This is a genomic window from Burkholderia alba, assembly GCF_034721475.1.
Classification (GTDB): Bacteria; Pseudomonadota; Gammaproteobacteria; order Burkholderiales; family Burkholderiaceae; genus Burkholderia; species Burkholderia alba.
On sequence record NZ_JAWJWL010000008.1, the window covers coordinates 164075 to 181240 of the forward strand.

The window sequence follows — 17166 nt, forward strand, 5'->3', positions numbered from 1 at the left end:
ATTGAAAATTGATCGGGTCGAGTTGAGCGCAATGCATCTCAGGTGTCGAGCGGCCTTGCGCCGTGCGTGTTCTTCAACCTGTTCGTCGCGAGCAAGGACACGCTCGTCGTGCTGATGGCGATCGTGCTGGCCGGTATTGCTCAGCGTCGCTCCGCCCTGTTCACGTTCGTCGCGGTCGCGGTGCGCTACCTCGGCTACGCCGCCTTCGTGCGCAGTTACTTCGCGCCGATCCTCGCGATCGCATGCACCGCCTTCCCGTTCCGGTGCGCGTCGTGGCGCGGGGCCGCCGCGCCCATCGCGCTCGTGCTGCTCCCGCAGGAAGCGTACTACCTGCTGCTGCATCCGCGCGACATGGCGGCGGACTACCTTGCGCACAGCTCGCCATTCGGCGCGCGCACGAGCTTCCACAATCCGGTCGCGCCGGACTCGTTCACCGCCTTTTGTACGAACTATCTGTACGCCGTGGTGCGCGTCAATCTGCCCGTCCCGTTCTGGCCGGGACCGAAAGAGATCGCAATGCAGATCTTCGTCCGTATGGCGCCGCCCGCCGCGCGACGCGCATCCGGCGCGCGACCTGCTCGCATGCGTCGTCGTCGGCCATGTCGCGGTGTCGATGCTGTTCGAGCCGGACCTCGGCAGCTATACGCGGCATCTATCGAGCGTCGCGCTGCTGTGCGCGATCCAGTTCTCGGGATTCGGACCGCGCATCGGCCGGCCGGCGCGCGCGCGTCGGGAGTGAAGCGGCTGCACCCGATTTCGGCAGGCCGCGCCATCGCCGCCCGTCGACGAACGCCACGTGCACCTTCAACGCACCAGTATCGGCGACATCGACATGAGCCGCGGGCGACGCATCGCGCGAATGCGTCCACGGCGTCGATACAGCGTAAGCCCCAAGAATTGAATTAAACACATTGCCAAAACCCCGCTCCCGACTTCGGCGACAAGCCACGGTCGAAATCAGCGCGGCCTTAAATGCTCACCGCTTCCGGTCACATTCATACAGCCGTATTCCCGCTGTATGCCAATGTTCAAGCCGCACATCCGAAACGTCCATCCTTCGGGGTTTTCACGCATCCACGCTGCGTACAGGGAAAACATCGGATTGCAAAACATTCGCGTAGCGCGACATGATTCAATCAAGCGCCTATCCCCTACGCTTTAAACACATTGCCTCGTTCTTATTTCGATGCATTACGAGGCATGACGACGCATCACGAATCGCGCGGTATTTCACTGGCGCCGCATCGGATGCGTCCATGCACCCGATCGATGCGACCGCCCGCCACGTCGCCGATCCGGGAATCGCGCCAACGCTGATGCTTAACGAGGCCGGAATGGACAAGCTGCTCCGTCATTTGCCCGATGGGCCCGTTCCGCCGTTGCCCGCGCATCCCGAGCCGCGCCGTTCGATCCGTTCGCGCACGCGTCAGCGCGGCTCGGTCGCGATCCTGGCCGCGCTGACGATCGGCATCGTGATGGTCATGCTCGGCGCGATCGATATCGGCAACGTCTTCTTCCAGCGCCGCCTGCTGCAGAGCGTCGCCGACATGTCCGCGCTCGCGGCCGCCGAGACGATGGACGACGGTTGCGTGCAGCCGCCGACGATCGCGCAGTCCGTCGCGCTCGCGAACGGCTTCGACAGCACGGTTTCCGGCCAGACCTTGAGCGCGACCTGCGGACGCTGGGATCTGAAGGACAACAGCGGCCCCAGCTTCTACGCAAGCTCCAGCCCCAGCTATACGGCGGGTGACGACGCCCAGCTCAACGCCGTGCAGGTGACGGTCACGCGCAGCGTGCCGTATTATTTTTTCGGCCCGCAGCGCACCGTGACGGCCACCAGCACCGCGCAGGCGACCAATATCGGCGTCTACTCGATCGGGACCACGCTCGCGCAGCTGCAAGGCGGCCTCGTCAACTCGCTCCTCAACGCGATGCTGGGTACGAATCTGAACCTGTCGCTGGTGTCGTACCAGGGGCTGGCAACCGCGCACATCAAGGTCAGCGATCTGATGGCCGCCGCGGGGGCCGGCACGGTCAGCCAGCTGCTGAGCATGAACGCCACCGTGCCGACGCTCGCCGGCTGGCTGGCGACCGCGCTGTCGACGACAACGGTCGCCAACGCCAACGTGCAGACGGATATCAGCGCGATGAACTCGATCGCCAACGCGAACTACACGAACAGCCAGAGCGTGTCGCTCAACAACACGACGGGCACGCCCGGCCTGCTGTCGATCGGGCTGTCCGATCCGCAGGCCGCGCTCAACGCGACGATCAGCCCGTTCGACGCGCTGATGGCCGCGGCCGAGATCGCGAACGGGCAGTCCGCCGTGACGATCGCGGGCGGCCTCAGCATCGCCGGGCTCACCAGCAGCCTGCAGGTGCAGATCATCCAGCCGCCCGTGATCGCGGTCGGCGAAGCCGGGATCGATCCGTTGACCAAGACCTGGCGCACCGTCGCCAGCACCGCCCAGGTGCGACTCTATCTGGGCATCGGACTCGGCACGGCCAGCCTGCCGCTCGGCCTGCTCGGCACGCTCGTACCGGTGCAGGTCAATCTGCCGCTGTCGCTGCAGGTCGCGCCGGGAACCGCATGGCTGCAATCGGCGACGTGCACGGCATCGACCTCGACCTGCGCGTCGGTGATCGGTGCGCAGACCGGAATCGCGAATCTGTGTGTCGGCAATGCGCCCGCCAACCTGTCCGGCTCGCAAGCGTTCAGTTGCTCGACCCCCGCCACGCTCGTCAATATCGTCAATCTCGTGAAGATCACCGCGCTGGCCGCGTTCCCGGCGGTCGTGCCGGCCGCCGACGCCCCGGCGCTGACCTTCTATGGCACCACCGGCGGCTACCAGAGCACCAATTCGAACGGCGTCGGCAACGTGCTCGGCAATGCCCTCAACGGGCTCGGCGCATCGCTCCAGCAAACGCAGGTCGTGTTGCTCGGCGGCCTGAGTCTCCCGCTCACGCCGGTCGAGTCGGCACTCGGCGCATTCCTCGGCACCGCCCTGCCGCCGCTGCTCGGCGGGCTCGACGGCGTGGTCGACCCGCTGCTGCAGGTACTCGGCGTGCAGATCGGCGAAAGCACGATCCACGACATCTCGCTGACCTGCGGCGCGTCGCAGCTCGTCTATTGACCGGCACCGACGGCGGGCAGCACGCCGCCCGCGCCGATGCCGATGCCGATGCCGTCGAACGGTGCGCGGGAACGCGCCGCCGCACCGCCTTGGTGGCGGCGGCACCGTCCGCGCCCGCCGCTCCCCGATCTTCCGTAGACTGGACCGCGCAAGCCGCGGCCGTCGTGAAAGGCGTGCGGCTGACCGACGACGAGTGGACGCGGACCCGCTGCCTGATCGTCGATGCGTCGTTTCGCGTCATAGCGAGTTCGGACGGCCAGGGCGTGCTCGAAGAACGCTTCGCACTGCGGACGAGCGGCTTCTCCCACGCCGGCGACGGCAGCATCGTGTCGTTCGCGGAAACGCCCGGCTATGAAACCTATCGCGGGCCCGGCTGGTACGGCGTCATCGTGCGGCGGCCCGCGGTGCGCTGACCGACGGCACGCGGTGCGTGTCCAAATTGTCATGCGCCGATCAGCGTCCGCTCACCGGGCGCCGGGCAGGATAGCGATACCGGCCGTCGAAATGGTTCGACGCCGCGCTACCCTGGAGTCCTCATGAAAGTCCGCCCTCTAGTCGTCATGCTGCTTGCCGCTGTCGCAGCCACCTCGTCCTTCGCTTCGACGCACGCGCCCGAGCCGGGCAAAACCCGCGAGGAAGTGCGGCGGGAACTGATCCAGGCATATCGCGACGGCTTCCTGCCGACCAAGGACACCGACTATCCGCCGAGCCCCGCGACGCGCGCGCGCAACCGCGAAATCCTGCAGGCGGCCAATCCGTCGTGGCTGCGGGAGCAATGAGAAAGATGAGCGGGGATGAGCATGCGATCGGCGCCGGCCGCGGCGCCGCGATGCGGGAGACAGAGGCGGGCGCCGGTGCGCCCGCCGGCGGCGTCAGTGCAGTTTCACCCGCGGCAGGGTCGAGCGGCGCAGCCAGTGCGCGACGGTATCGAGCACCATGCGCGGATAGCCGTGCAGCGCCGCGATATGCAGACGGTACAGCGACATGTACATGAAGCGCGCGAACAGGCCTTCGATCAGCATGTTGCCGCCGATCAACCCGCCCATCAGGTTGCCGACCGCGCTGAAGTGCCCGAGCGACACCAGGGAGCCGAAGTCCCGGTAGGTGAATTCCGGCAGCGGCCGGTTGTCGAGCCGGGCCGCCAGCGCCTTCAGCAGAAAACTGGCCTGCTGGTGCGCCGCCTGTGCGCGCGGCGGCACGTTGCGCTCGTTGCCGGGCCATTCGCACGCGGCGCAGTCGCCGAGCGCGAAGACGTTGTCGTCGGTCACGGACTGCAGCGTGCGACGCACTTCCAGCTGGCCGAGCTTGTTGACCGAGAGCCCGTCGAGCTGCGACAACACGGCGGGCGCCTTGATGCCCGCCGCCCACACCGTGAGATCGGCGCGCACGCTCTTGCCGCTCGCCGTGCGCACGACACCCGGCGCCACTTCGGTGACGCGTTCGTTCAGCATCAGGCGCACGCCGAGCTTTTCGAGTAATTCGGCGGTGGCCGTCGAGACGCGATCCTGCAATGCGGGCAGGATGCGCGGCCCGGATTCGATCAGCACGATGCCGACATCGTGGCGCGGATCGAGCTTGTGCAGCCCGTATGCGGACAGCACCTGCGCGGTGTTGCGCAATTCCGCCGACAATTCGACCCCCGTCGCGCCGCCGCCGACGATCGCCACCTGGATGCGCGGCTCCGCCTGGCCGGCCGCGTCGCGCTGCGGCTCGGCGGGCGCCTGATGCTCGGCGCGCATGCACGCGGCGATCAGGCGCTTGCGGAACCGTTCCGCCTCGCCGACGGTATCGAGCGCAATCGCATTCTCCGGCGCGCCCTGCACGCCGAAGAAATGCGTGGTGCTGCCGATCGCGATCACGAGCGTGTCATAGTCGAGTTCTCGCTGCGGCAGCAGTTCCTCGCCGTCGCTGTCCTTGACGGGGCCGAGCGTGATCCGCTTCGCCGAGCGGTCGAGCGCAGTCAGCTCGCCCTGCTGGAATTCGAAGCCGTGCCAGCGCGCCTGCGCCGCGTATTCGAGCTCCTGCGTGAACGGGTCCATGCTGCCCGCCGCGACTTCGTGCAGCAGGGGCTTCCAGATATGCGTCGGATAACGGTCGACCAGCGTGACCTGTGCCTGCGCGGCGCGCTTGCCGCTGGCGCCGTAGCGGTCGCCCAGGCGCGTGGCCAGTTCCAGCCCCCCCGCGCCGCCGCCGACAATAATGAAGCGATGCATCCGATTCCCCCTATGCGATTCAAGACTGCCGTCGGCCCCGGGAAACGGAAGATCGCCCCCTCAGGCCGACGTCCGAACGGGTTCGGACAGCGACAGGCCGCGCGGCGCCCGTTCCGACGCCGCGCGCCGACCACCCGGGCGCGATGGCGCGCTGACCGGCATTGTCCCGGAGCAGGCACCTTGACGACAAGCAACCAATATACATAAGTGCCATGCACGTGACGATATGCCGCGCGCCGCCGGGCAGCACCCGGCATGTCGCATCAGTGCGCTTCCTCCCAGTTGTCGCCCGCGCCGACCTCGGCGACGAGCGACACTTTCAGCTGCGCGACGCCGCACATCATTTCCGGCAGCTTCTTGCGAACCAGCGATAGTTCGGCGTCCGGCACTTCGAGCACCAGTTCATCGTGCACCTGCATGATCATCCGCGAACCGAGCCGGTCGGCTTCGAGCCAGCCCTCGACCGCGATCATCGACAGCTTGATCAGATCCGCTGCCGTGCCCTGCATCGGCGCGTTGATCGCCGCGCGCTCCGCCGCCTGACGGCGCGGACCGTTGCCGCCGTTGATCTCGGGCAGCCACAGCCGCCGGCCGAACACGGTTTCGACGTAACCCTTTTCCTTCGCGCTGGCTCGGGTGTCTTCCATATAGCGGGCCACGCCGGGATAACGCGCGAAGTAGCGGTCGATATAGAGCTTCGCCGCGTCGCGCGTGATGCCGAGATTCGACGCGAGGCCGAACGCGCTCATCCCGTAGATCAGCCCGAAGTTGATCACCTTCGCGATGCGCCGCTGGTCGGCGCTGACCTCGAGCGGCGTCACGCCGAACACCTCGGCGGCGGTCGCGCGGTGGATGTCCTCGCCCTGGGCGAACGCGCGCAGCAGCGATTCGTCGCCCGAGATGTGCGCCATGATGCGCAGCTCGATCTGCGAATAGTCGGCCGACACGATCTTGCAGCCCGGCGACGCGACGAATGCCTCGCGGATGCGCCGGCCCTCGGCCGTGCGCACGGGAATGTTCTGCAGGTTCGGATCGTTCGACGCGAGCCGGCCCGTGACCGCCACCGCCTGTGCGTAGTTGGTGTGCACGCGCCCCGTGTCCGCGTTGACCATCCGCGGCAGTTTGTCGGTGTACGTCGACTTCAGCTTCGACAGGCCGCGATATTCGAGCAGCAGCTTCGGCAGCGGATAATCCTCCGCGAGCTTCTGCAGCACTTCTTCGTCGGTCGACGGCGCGCCGCTCGGCGTTTTCTTCACGACCGGCAGTTGCAGTTTCTCGAAGAAAATCTGTCCGATCTGCTTCGGCGAGCCGAGATTGAATTCGCCGCCGGCCAGCTCGTACGCGCCCTGCTCAAGCTCGATCAGGCGCGCGGCGATCTCATGGCTCTGCGCGGTGAGGCGCGCGCTGTCGATCAGCACGCCCGTGCGCTCCATCTTGCGCAGGACCACCGATACCGGCATCTCGATGTCGCGATACACGTACTCGAGCCCCGGGTCGCGCGCGATCTGCGGATAAAGCGCGTGATGCAGCTGCAGCGTGATGTCGGCGTCTTCCGCCGCGTATTCGGCGGCGATCTCGAGCGCGACTTCGTCGAAGCCGATCTGCTGCGCGCCCTTGCCCGCCACTTCCTCGTACTTGATCGTCTTCACGCCGAGATGGCGCAGCGCGAGGCTGTCCATGTCGTGCGACCGATGCGATTCGAGCACATACGATTCGAGCAGCGTATCGTGTTCGATCCCGTTCAGCTCGATGCCGTAGTTCGCCAGCACCTGCGCGTCGTACTTCAGATGCTGGCCGAGCTTCTTCCGGTCGGCGCTTTCGAGCCACGGCTTCAACCGCGCCAGCACCTCGTCGCGCGGCAGCTGCACCGGCAGATCGGGGCCGCGATGCGCGACCGGGATGTACGCGGCATGGCCCGGCTCGACCGAGAGCGAGAGGCCGACCAGCTGCGCGACCATCGGATCGAGCGACGTGGTCTCGGTATCGAACGCGGTCAGCGCCGCCGCGTCGATCTTCGCGAACCACGCGTCGAACTGCTCCCACGTCTGCACCGTGTCGTAGTGCCGCTCGGCCGCGAACGACAGCTCGGCCGTCCCCTCGGGCGCCGCATCGGCGGGGGCATCGTCGCCGGATGCGCGCTCGCTTGGCGCGGGCGCGCTCTCGATCTCGCGCAGCCAGGTCTTGAAGCCGTAAGTGGAGAAGATCGTGCCGAGCGGCTCGCGCTGCTCGACACCCGTCACGAGCGACGTATCGATCGACTCGACCTGCGGCGCCAGATCGCAGGCGGTCTCGACCGTCACGAGCTGGCGCGCGAGCGGCAGGAAATCGAGCGAGCGCCGCAGGTTGTCGCCGACGACGCCCTTGATCTCGTCCGCATGCGCGACCACGCCGTCGAGCGAATCGTACTGCGTGAGCCACTTCACGGCCGTCTTCGGCCCGCATTTCTCGACGCCCGGCACGTTGTCGACCGTATCGCCGATCAGCGACAGGTAGTCGACGATCCGCTCGGGCGGCACGCCGAATTTCGCGAGCACGCCCGCACGGTCGAGCGTTTCGTTCGTCATCGTATTGATCAGCGTGACGCGCTCGGTGACGAGCTGCGCCAGATCCTTGTCGCCCGTGGACACGATCACGTGCATGCCGCGCCGTTCGGCCGCTTTCGCGAGCGTGCCGATCACGTCGTCGGCCTCGACGCCCTCGATCATCAGCAGCGGCCAGCCGAGCGCGCGCACCGCCGCGTGGATCGGTTCGATCTGCTGCGCGAGATCGCCCGGCATCGACGGCCGGTTGGCCTTGTATTCCGCGTATAAATCGTCGCGAAAGGTTTTGCCCTTCGCATCGAACACGCACGCGCTATACTCTGCACTGACTTCCTTGCGCATCCGGCGCAGCATGTTGATGATTCCGTAGAGCGCCCCGGTCGGCTCTCCACCGGGTCCCCGCAAATCCGGCATGGCATGGTAGGCCCGATACAGATAGCTCGAACCATCAACCAATAGCAGGGTCTTACCTTCCAGGTTCAGTTCTTCAGGCATTATGGATAAGAGAAAAGTGATTCCGAGTCTGCGTTCGCTCGCAGATCAAGAACGCGCGACGGCGAAGAAAGCCCGCGCTTCGTGGCAGATGTTCACGATTATGGCAGAGTTTATCGAGGCGACCGAGTACCTGTCGGAGATCCGCCCGGCTGTCAGCATCTACGGTTCCGCCCGCCTCAAGCCCGACACGCCGGACTACAAGCTCGCGGTGCAGATCGCCCGCAAGCTGTCCGACGCCGGTTTCGCGGTCATCTCCGGCGGCGGCCCCGGCATCATGGAAGCGGCCAATAAGGGCGCGCATGCCGGCAAGGCGCCGTCGGTCGGGCTCAACATCGAGCTGCCGCACGAGCAGGCCGGCAATCACTATCAGGACATCTCGCTGCGGTTCCGCCATTTCTTCACGCGCAAGGTCACGTTCGTCAAGAACTCGGACGCGGTGATCGTGATGCCGGGCGGCTTCGGCACACTCGACGAACTGTCGGAAGTACTCACGCTGATCCAGACGAAGAAATCGCGTCTCGTGCCGATCATCCTCGTCGGCAGCGCGTTCTGGCAAGGGCTGCTGCAGTGGTTCCGCGACCAGATGATCCCGATGGGCCTCATCAATCCGGACGACATGGCGCTGATGCAGGTGATCGACGATCCCGACCAGGTGCTCGAAGCCGTGATGGCGTTCTACGAGGATCGCGGCGAGGAGTCGGACGATTCGCAGCCGCCGCGCCCCGAAGAAGACCGGATGTTCTATCTGTAACACCGCATTCCCGCCACGCGGGCGATGCATCGGCAAGACGGGCGGGCGCCTCGCGGCTCCGCCCGTTTTGTCTTTGCGGCGCGCGTGCGCCGGCCGATTCCGCGATGTTTCGTGCCTGATGCGATGTCCGCCTGGGCCATTCAGCCCGGCTGCCGTATGCGGCGGCCGCCCGCATCGTCGCTTACCTCCGCTTGCCGCAGATCGGCCAGCAGCCGCTGCAGTAGCGCGATCTGCCCGACCGCCTCGATCTCCGGCCTCGACAGCCGTTCCCGCGGCGGCAGCGTGTGCCGCGCGGACGCGTCGCCATCGCCATCCCGTAATGACGCTTCGATGTCGCGGGATGTCGCCGCGAGCCATGCGATCAGTTCGGCGCCCCGCCTCTGCCCCTGGGCGCTCAGACGCAGATGCGCGGCAGTGCCGGCCATCCGGCGCAGCAGGCCGAGGATCGTCGACGCGGCCGTGTCGAAACGCGAATCGTCGAGACGCTCGAGGCGCAGGCGGTTAAATGCTTCCTCCGCGTTGTTGCTGGCAAGGCCGGCGGCCCGCCGCAGTTGTTGCGCGTCGCCGTCGACGCGCACGGACGGCGCCAGCGCGTCGGCGAGATAGCGCAGGTTCGCGCGCACCGCGTCCGCGATCCGCGCGCGGATATCGATTTGCTCGCGCGTCGGCCAGAGCAGGAACGTCGCGAGCAACGCCAGCGCGCACCCCAGCACGTTGTTGCCGAGCCGCGTGGCCGCGTAGACGAACTCGCGCGCGCCGGGCGTCGCAAAATCGGCGACCAGCACGAAGGTCGGCGTGAGGAACAGCACGAACAGGCTGTAGCTCACGGGCCGCAGCGCCATCGTCGCGCATACCAAAGGGAACACCACCAGCGAAATGCCGAGCGGCGAATGAATCGCGAAGCCGATCGCGGCCGCGAGCAGTCCGCCGACGACGCTGCCTGCCGCGCGCTCCAGGCTGCGCGGCCAGGTGCCGGCGATCGACGGCTGCAGGATCAGCAGGATCGCCATCGTCGCCCAATAGCCGAACGGCACGCCCAGCAGCCGCACGATCAGGAAGCCGGCCGTCGTCGCGACGCCGACGCGGGCCGCGTGACGCAGGCCGATCGACTGCCACAGCAGATTCGCATTGAAGGTCGCGGCGGCACGCGTCAGTACCCTGCCCAGGCTGGGGATCCAGCCTGCGGCAACAGATGGCGGCGGGACGGGATCGATCGGCGCCTGGTCGGCCGGCCAGGCGATCTCGCCGTCGAGCGCCGCATCCAGCTGCCGCGCGAGCCGCTCGATTCTCCGCTGCTGCTCGACCGGGCGCACCCACGGCGCGTCGTACACGGCGGAGCCGGTCCGGCGCAGCCGCGCCGCGAGCCCGACGAGCACGCGCGCGGCGCGGCGCGCATCGCGCAAACCGTCGCGGCCCCGCTGACACGCGCCCGACACCGCGATCAGATAGGCGAACAAACGCTCGCCGTCGGCGAGCGCGATCAGCAGATTCGCGTAGGCGTCGCGCTGATCGGCCCGCGACACCGGCACGCTCGCGAGCGCCTTGCGCGCCCGTTCGAGCGCGGCGCGGGCATCGCCGCGAAACTTCGCCGCATGCAGTTCCCATTGCCGCAGCCCCTGCTGAGGTTCGCCGAGCAGCCGCGCGCTGTCGAGCGCGATGTCGGCGAGCCGCCCATACACCGAACGCACCGCCGTGCGGCTGGGGGCGAACGGGTGGATGCGCCACACCGTGAGACTCAGCACGATCGCGAACAGGCAACCGCTCAGGTAGATCGCGAGAAACGCCGCACCGGTGCGCAGGTCGTGCATCGGCCGGTCGACCATCACGACGCAGGCGGTCGCGGCCAGGATCGCCACCTGCGCCGCGGCCGCGCCCCAGATACGGCCGAGCGCGCCCGCCGTCGTGAACGCCAGCACGGCGAGCGCGGCGGCGACGGTGCCCACGCCCGATGCGAACGCGGTGAGGCCGCCGCACAGTGCCGAGAGCAGCGCGAAGCTCGTCATCGACGCGAAGCGGCTCCGGTTCGAACCGGCGGCGTCGGCCAGGCAGGTCCAGAACGCGCCGATGGCCGCCCACGCGAATTCGGGCTCGTGCAGCAGGTTGCCGACCGCCAGCATCGCAGTGGACGCGCAGGCGGCGCGCAAGCCTTCGGACAGGCTCGCCTCGCCGACCGCGAACGACACCATCCAGACCGGCCGCCCGCGCGACAGCGCGGCAGCGGATGCGTGGAGCATCCTCATACACCGGTTGACGGTGCGACGAATCCTGCGGTGGAGATGACGAAACATGCGATTCGATGGAAAGGGGGTTGCGGCGGCGGACGGACGCCTGTTCCGGTCCTGCGGGTGACGCGGACGGCGGCAGGCCGGCACGTCATAATAAGGGAAAACCCTTAAGAAAAATAAACAAGATCGCGGACCGGACCGGCCTTCCGTCATGACGCCGGATCGTCTGCTTTTCCATACGTCCGAGTGCGCGTCCTGCCCGGAGGTACTGGCATACCGCGTCGTCCCGCTACCTGCCGCCGTCCGCCGCGTGCAGGCTACCCCGGGGCTGCGGCACGGACAAATGGGAGGGCGATGCGCCCCTCCGCGGGATCCGGCCGCTGAATTCGTAACCAATCTTTTCCGTTGCCGTCAGCCGAACGTTAAATCCGGCGACGGTGTCCGCCACTCGACCGCCCCACCTCGCGATCTCGCCACCGGACATTGTCAAGTCGCCGAGACTCCCGGCCCGAGATTGTCCGGCACGCGTCAATGCAGCGTTACACATCCCTACTTCAAATAATCCTGCCCGCCGCCACACTTCGCTCCACATCGTGACCGACGGACGCGACGCATCCGACTCGGGACTTCATACCCTGGCATCCGGCCGGCACGTGTCTCAACCACTGGAGAACCCAACATGAAACGCACGCTGATTGCCTTTGCATTGGCCGGTCTCACCCTGTCGGGCGCGGCGCACGCCGTGAACGTCGACGTCAACATCGGCACGCCGGCGCCTGTCGTCGTCGCTCCGGGCCCGGCGCCGGTCGTCGTCACACAGGGCTGGCACGGCGACCGCTACTGGGATGGCCACCGCTACTGGGAGCGTCGCGAATGGGAAGCGCGTCAGCATGCGCGCTACGACCGTGACCATGACCGCGATCGCGGCCACTGCCCGCCGGGACATGCGAAAAAAGGCGAGTGCTGACGCACCGCCAGACCTGGAGCAGGACCGCTCCCGTGCGGCTTGCCCGGGCTCGATGAGACAACCCGTCCGCGTTTCTCGCGCGGACGGGTTTTTTCGCGGCGGCATGAATCATTCGGATGGCCGGGCCGGTATCGCCTGCCGCAGCCGGGGAAGTATCTCCGACGCGCCCTTGCATACCTACCCGAACGCTCGCGCAGCCATCCCATGGCAAGAAGCGTTTTCCGCTTGCGCTCGATTAACCGCTTATATTTATTCACCGAATCCAGCACGGCCCCTTAACGTCCGACCCGGTGTCGCTTTCGGAAACGCGGTGCCGTTGCTCGGCGATCAACGCGATCGCCGACTAGGCTTGGCTTAGGAGCGGGGCTATTTATTTAGTTTCATTCTCTCCGCGAACGTCAATCCCGGCTGCACCTTGCTCTCGGGAAGGCCCCGTTTCGTGACATCCGCAAGGTTGCGTGAATAGACGGTTTCGTTGCCGATCGTGCGCTCCGACGCGTCACGGTATCCGTACACGGTCTCGACATCCCCTCGCGACGCGTCCGCCGCAGGCTGCGAATACACTGACTCGACTATCAGCCTCGAGCCTGCAACGGCGTTATTTGAAAAAGTTGTGCTAAGCGTATCCGCCGCGGTTTGCAAACGACTCTTGCATCCGACGTCGTTGTCTTGTCCGCACGGCCCGTAGTTTCCATGGAAGCCGACGGTGATCGTCTGTGGTCCTTGATCCTTTGGTGCGTTGCGGATTGCCTCTTGAGCGAGACCCAGTCCCTCTTTCAGCATTTGCACTTCCGCATCGTTGATCGAATATTGGCTGTCGATATGCCTGCCACTCGCAGGTCGCTCGGGGGATTGGCCGCGCCTCGCATCACGGGTATCGGGCACGTTCGGCAGTGTCGTGCCGCCATTTTCCTGCCGCATCGTACTGTAGTCTTCGTGCCGTTCGACTCGCTCACCGCCGGGTCGCTTCACGAAAGCGGCGGTTTGCACTGTGTTGGAGAAAGCGCCAGCCGTTACCGTGACTTTCATCGCGCTTCGGACACCGCCTCCGTCCGTTCTGCGTACTTCCGACATGGAATTGAGGCGCTGCAACCCCGCGATCGGGCCCGCTGTGGCGGATCGTGTGTTGCCGCCGCCGGACGCGCCCGGTCTCCCCCTCGGCACGTTAGATGCCGGTGTTGACGACGACATGATGGGACGTTGACCGGTACCGCCTACGCGAGAATTCGTCATGATCGAATGTAAAGTGAAGGACGTAGCGACGGTACGCTCGTGGCCCGGATGCGATCTCGATCGCGCGAAGTAGCGGCCGGAGATCCGAAACGGCGAGCGCACCTCACGCGACCCTACGCACCCGACATCAGGATTGAGGAACCCCACCCCCATTCTCCTCGGTGTAACCCAACGCGGAGTACCGCGCTGTGACTGGCGCGCCCGGCAGTACGTCGAGCTGTATCAAGTGCAATGGCTATGCGGCTAGCGGGATGAGCGGCCGTTTCAGATGTGGCGTCCACGACAGCGAGCCGCGCGGTAGCGCGTATCGCGCGGTTGGCGTGGGCATCACGGGTACGGGCGCCGACCTCAATCGCTACCTGCCGGGGAAATAGCCGAAGGCCCGTGCCGCGTATCGAATCGCGGACTGCTGACGAGCCATTGCGATCATGGCGCGGGGGAAGCACGTCATATTGCGACAAATAGAGCGAAGCAGCGCCCGTGTTCGCAACGAATAGTTCACAAAAAATGGACGGATGAGCACTCAATCAGAAACCGTGTCGCGTAAGCTTTCTTACGACCTCATTCTGCCAGCCTTCCTTTGTGTTGCTGCGCAGATGTCGTCACGTGTCTTCTTAATGCATGCACTCGATGAATGTGGCTCCCGGTCTGCCCCAACTCTCTAAGGAGTTTGTTATGCAACGCTTACAAAAATTGGTGCTCGGTGTGTTTGCTGCGCTTACGCTGATGGTCGCGATTCCCGCGGCCCCAGCACACGCAGAGCCGGAATTCCAATGTAACGCCCCGTCCTGCCTGGTCACGCAATGCTGGGAATTCTGGTGCTTCTGGGGAGGTTGATCACGCGCCCTCCACGGGGACGGGGAGACGCGTCCGGCATAAGCCCGGGTTCCCCAGTCCCCGGCTGCTGAATCGCCCGGCGATTTCTGCGGCCATCACTGGCAGAACGTGTCCGATGAAGGGATTGCGTTTCACCCGAGCAAGACGGCCAACAGTAGCGGAGTGCGCCCGTTGATCGCAATGACGCCCGACCTCCAAGAAACACGGGATCGGACGCGCGGCGGCAAGATCGCCGCTATCGGTCCGGTGATCTGCACGCATGCCGGCGGCCGCTTCACTGACATCGGCGCGCACTCAGGGTGGAAACGCGCGTGTCAGCGGGCACGATCGATGGACGAAAAAGACGGCGAAGAAAGAGGAAACGCCCCGAACCCGATATACCTGGTCGGGATGCATTTCCATGATCTGCGGGCGAAGGCCCTGACCGATCTAAAGCGGCAGCGGGGTGCGGCGGCAGCGCAATCGCTGGCCGGCCACACGACCGAAAGCATGACGGCGCGCTACACGAAATCACGCGAAGTGGAACGTGTCCGACCAATGCCATTGAAGCGTGCAAGTTAGACACTGACGCTCATGTTAGACACGAAGGCTCCCCGAACCGGCCGAGGAGCCTTATACAGCAAGGGTTCGTTACTGAAACGCCACTTCCGCGAAGCTCCGCAGCTTGCGGCTATGCAACCGGTCGAGCCCGTTGGTGCGCAGAATTTCCATGGCCCGCACGCCGATCTGCAGATGCTGGTCGACCTGCGCGCGATAGAACTGATCGGCCATCCCCGGCAGCTTCAGCTCGCCGTGCAGCGGCTTGTCCGACACGCACAGCAGCGTGCCGTACGGCACGCGGAACCGGAAGCCGTTGGCGGCGATCGTCGCGCTTTCCATGTCGAGCGCGATCGCGCGGCTTTGCGACAGCCGCTGCACCGGTTCGCGATGATCGCGCAGCTCCCAGTTGCGATTGTCGACGCTCGCGACCGTCCCGGTGCGCATCACCCGCTTCAGCTCCGCCCCCTCGAGCTGCGTCACCTGTGCGACCGCGCGCTCCAGCGCGACCTGCACTTCCGCGAGCGCCGGGATCGGCACCCACAAAGGCAGATCGTCGTCGAGCACGTGATCCTCGCGCACATAACCGTGCGCGAGCACGTAGTCGCCGAGGCGCTGGGTATTGCGCAGCCCAGCGCAGTGCCCGAGCATCACCCACGCATGCGGGCGCAGCACCGCGATGTGATCGGTGATCGTCTTCGCGTTCGACGGCCCGACGCCGATGTTGACCATCGTGATCCCGCTGCCGTCCGCGCGCTTCAGGTGATACGCGGGCATCTGCGGCAGCCGCGGCGGCGGCGTGCCCTCGACCGGCTCGTCGCCGAGATTCGCGTTGTACGTGATCACGTCGCCCGGTTCGACGAACGACGTATATTCGCTGCGATACGCGCGCACCTCGGGATCGTCGCTCGCCGACATCAGCGTGCGGCCGAGCTTCACGAACTCGTCGATGTAGAACTGGTAGTTCGTATAGAGCACGTAATTCTGGAAATGCGTCGGCAGCGTCGCGGTGTAGTGGCGCAGCCGATGCAGCGAGAAATCGACGCGCGCGGCCGTGAACAGCGCGAGCGGATGGGGCTCGCCGGGCGCCGGCTCGAAGGTGCCGTTGACGATGCGGTCGTCGAGGTAGGCGAGATCGGGCGTATCGAACACATCGCGCATCGCGAGCAGGCGGTCGCGGTCGAGATCGCCCTCCAGGTGGATGCCCTCGGAAAACGCGAAATGCACCGGAATCGGCTGCTTCGACACGCCCACCTCGATCTGCACGTGGTGGTTCTTCGCCAGCAGACGCAATTGCTCGCGGTAATAGTTGGCGAACAGGTCGGGACGCGTGACGGTGGTCTCGAACACGCCCGCCCCCGCGACGAAGCCGTACGAGCGGCGCGAATCGATGTGCGTGTTGACGTCGGTATGAATCCGCACGAACGGATAGCAGGCGCGCACGTGCTCGGTGAACGCCTCGTTGCGGCGGTAGCGCGCGAACGCGTCGCGCAGGAACGCGGAGTTGGCTTCGTAGATGGCCGACAGGCGGGCGACGGCGGCATTCGGATCGTCGAAGGCTTCGACGGGCGGGCTCTCCGGCGAGAGTGTCCGGTGGCGGCGGTTCAGGTCGTTCTTCATGGTGAGTCAGATCCTCGTCAGATCGGTCTGACATTACCACGGAACCTTGTCCGATTGACGATGCCCCCGGTATCGTCAAGGCCGCCGCCCATGCGGATCGTCGGCGTCGGCTCCCCGCCGGTATTTGTTAGAATCGCGAGGTTCTTTGGGAGAATCACGATGAAGCCGCTCCTTTTCGCCGCTGCCGTTGCGGCTTTTGCCCTCGTCGGCCCCGCGCACGCGGCCGACGCCGCCCAGGCGAGCGCCGACGCGCAAGCCCAGGCCGCCGCCAACGAGGCCGCCGGCCTGCCCGATCTCACGAAGATCAACCGGCCAGCCGCGGAAGTCACGTCGAAAGTCGATTTCAACGACATCCAGCGCACGCCGAGCTTTTACGAAAAAAGCAAGAACGGCACGGAAGTCACCGAATACCGCGATCGCGGCAAGCCCGTCGAGATCAACGTGAAATCGAATTTCGGCACCCGCTACCAGATGAGCGCGTCGCCGGACACTTCGCCGCGTCCGCACGACGCGGGCGTGCCGATCACGCGCCTGCCGTCGGTCAACCTGCACTATTGATCGCCCCCCGCCGGCCGCCGCCCATGCTCGCGCGGCAGCCGACGCGCCTCCAGCCT

General features: G+C 66.1%; 13 protein-coding genes. 8 read left to right on the forward strand and 5 right to left on the reverse strand.

Going from position 1 to position 17166, the window contains the following annotated elements; all coding sequences use genetic code 11:
• The first annotated feature begins 66 nt into the window (after positions 1 to 66).
• The 4 genes from RZR99_RS11435 to RZR99_RS11450 all read left to right on the forward strand — a co-directional run bounded on the left by RZR99_RS11435 (position 67) and on the right by RZR99_RS11450 (position 3913).
• Positions 67 to 906 (forward strand): hypothetical protein, encoded by an 840-nt coding sequence (locus RZR99_RS11435; protein ID WP_323119866.1) that lies wholly within the window; start codon positions 67 to 69, stop codon positions 904 to 906.
• A 428-nt stretch (positions 907 to 1334) separates the two neighbouring features.
• Positions 1335 to 3134, forward strand: a complete 1800-nt coding sequence (locus RZR99_RS11440; protein WP_323119867.1) for a TadG family pilus assembly protein — start codon at positions 1335 to 1337, stop codon at positions 3132 to 3134.
• On the forward strand, positions 3131 to 3547 hold the full coding sequence (locus RZR99_RS11445) for a hypothetical protein (protein WP_323119868.1): 417 nt from the start codon (positions 3131 to 3133) through the stop codon (positions 3545 to 3547). The genes RZR99_RS11440 and RZR99_RS11445 overlap by 4 nt, the downstream gene beginning before the upstream one ends.
• Positions 3548 to 3670: 123 nt before the next feature.
• Positions 3671 to 3913 carry a DUF4148 domain-containing protein gene (locus RZR99_RS11450; protein WP_323119869.1) on the forward strand — a complete coding sequence of 81 codons (243 nt, stop codon included), beginning with the start codon at positions 3671 to 3673 and terminating at the stop codon, positions 3911 to 3913.
• A 93-nt stretch (positions 3914 to 4006) separates the two neighbouring features.
• Here RZR99_RS11450 and RZR99_RS11455 read toward each other — a convergent pair whose 3' ends face one another.
• Complete coding sequence (locus tag RZR99_RS11455; protein ID WP_323119870.1) at positions 4007 to 5347, reverse strand: NAD(P)/FAD-dependent oxidoreductase; 1341 nt, start codon at positions 5345 to 5347, stop codon at positions 4007 to 4009.
• Positions 5348 to 5610: 263 nt separating this feature from the next.
• Positions 5611 to 8382, reverse strand: coding sequence for a DNA polymerase I (gene polA, locus RZR99_RS11460; protein WP_323119871.1), 2772 nt, complete (start codon positions 8380 to 8382; stop codon positions 5611 to 5613).
• Position 8383: 1 nt separating this feature from the next.
• Here polA and RZR99_RS11465 point away from each other — a divergent pair, with 1 nt between their 5' ends.
• Positions 8384 to 9133 carry an LOG family protein gene (locus tag RZR99_RS11465; RefSeq protein WP_323119872.1) on the forward strand — a complete coding sequence of 250 codons (750 nt, stop codon included), beginning with the start codon at positions 8384 to 8386 and terminating at the stop codon, positions 9131 to 9133.
• A 140-nt stretch (positions 9134 to 9273) separates the two neighbouring features.
• Here RZR99_RS11465 and RZR99_RS11470 read toward each other — a convergent pair whose 3' ends face one another.
• Positions 9274 to 11421, reverse strand: a complete 2148-nt coding sequence (locus RZR99_RS11470; protein WP_407655436.1) for an FUSC family protein — start codon at positions 11419 to 11421, stop codon at positions 9274 to 9276.
• Positions 11422 to 12037: 616 nt separating this feature from the next.
• On the opposite strand from RZR99_RS11470, the gene RZR99_RS11475 reads away from it, so the two are divergent.
• The gene (locus RZR99_RS11475) at positions 12038 to 12325 is read left to right on the forward strand and encodes a hypothetical protein (protein WP_323119874.1); all 288 of its coding nucleotides are present in this window, start codon (positions 12038 to 12040) and stop codon (positions 12323 to 12325) included.
• A gap of 366 nt (positions 12326 to 12691) precedes the next feature.
• Here RZR99_RS11475 and RZR99_RS11480 read toward each other — a convergent pair whose 3' ends face one another.
• Positions 12692 to 13354, reverse strand: coding sequence for a hypothetical protein (locus RZR99_RS11480; RefSeq protein WP_323119875.1), 663 nt, complete (start codon positions 13352 to 13354; stop codon positions 12692 to 12694).
• Between the two features lie 1221 nt (positions 13355 to 14575).
• Here RZR99_RS11480 and RZR99_RS11485 point away from each other — a divergent pair.
• Positions 14576 to 14956: a site-specific integrase gene (locus RZR99_RS11485; RefSeq protein ID WP_323119876.1), complete on the forward strand. Its 381-nt coding sequence runs from the start codon at positions 14576 to 14578 to the stop codon at positions 14954 to 14956.
• Between the two features lie 69 nt (positions 14957 to 15025).
• On the opposite strand, the gene RZR99_RS11490 is transcribed toward RZR99_RS11485, so the two are convergent.
• Entirely contained in the window at positions 15026 to 16552 is a 1527-nt protein-coding gene (locus RZR99_RS11490; protein ID WP_323119877.1) for an AMP nucleosidase, read from the reverse strand.
• Between the two features lie 159 nt (positions 16553 to 16711).
• Here RZR99_RS11490 and RZR99_RS11495 point away from each other — a divergent pair, with 159 nt between their 5' ends.
• Positions 16712 to 17110 (forward strand): hypothetical protein, encoded by a 399-nt coding sequence (locus RZR99_RS11495; RefSeq protein ID WP_323119878.1) that lies wholly within the window; start codon positions 16712 to 16714, stop codon positions 17108 to 17110.
• Positions 17111 to 17166: the final 56 nt, after the last annotated feature.